This is a genomic window from Vibrio sp. 1288 (assembly GCF_033344475.1).
In genome coordinates, this window is record NZ_JAWPOX010001061.1 from 1 (window position 1) to 531 (window position 531).

The following is a 531-nucleotide window of genomic DNA, read 5'->3' on the forward strand; positions in this document are numbered from 1 at the left end:
AAAGCAGTGCAAAATGGACGACCTATTTTTTACCTAACGGCTTCTTATCACGGCGATCAACCGGGGTTCGATCACCAGAAAGCCATGCCAGATATTCCGGGGCCTGAAAACTTCGCCTCAGAGAGTGAACTCGCAAGTCATATCGCGGAGTTTCTGCCAGAGCGCTTGCGTAAAACATTCTGCGGAGAAAAACCGATTGAGACTCGCCCTGTCACGGTGATCAATCCTCTAAAACCCAAAAAAGCGGAGCCAAAACAGTACCTTTGGATTCGTGCTAACGGTGAGATGCCAGATAACCAACTGATTCATCAATACTTGCTGGCTTACGCGTCAGATTGGGGATTTTTGGTCACGGCGATGCATCCACATGAAGTGTCGTTAATGACGCCGAATTTCCAAGTTGCGACGATTGACCATTCAATCTGGTTCCATCGTCCCTTCAAGATGGATGAATGGCTTTTGTACGCAATAGAAAGCCCAACGGCGAGTAATACTCGAGGCTTAGTGCGTGGCGAAATTTATAACCAGCAA

1 pseudogene is annotated in these 531 nt (G+C 47.6%); it reads left to right on the forward strand.

Going from position 1 to position 531, the window contains the following annotated elements:
* A pseudogene (locus R8O11_RS30905) lies at positions 1-531 on the forward strand (acyl-CoA thioesterase domain-containing protein); the annotation flags it as partial.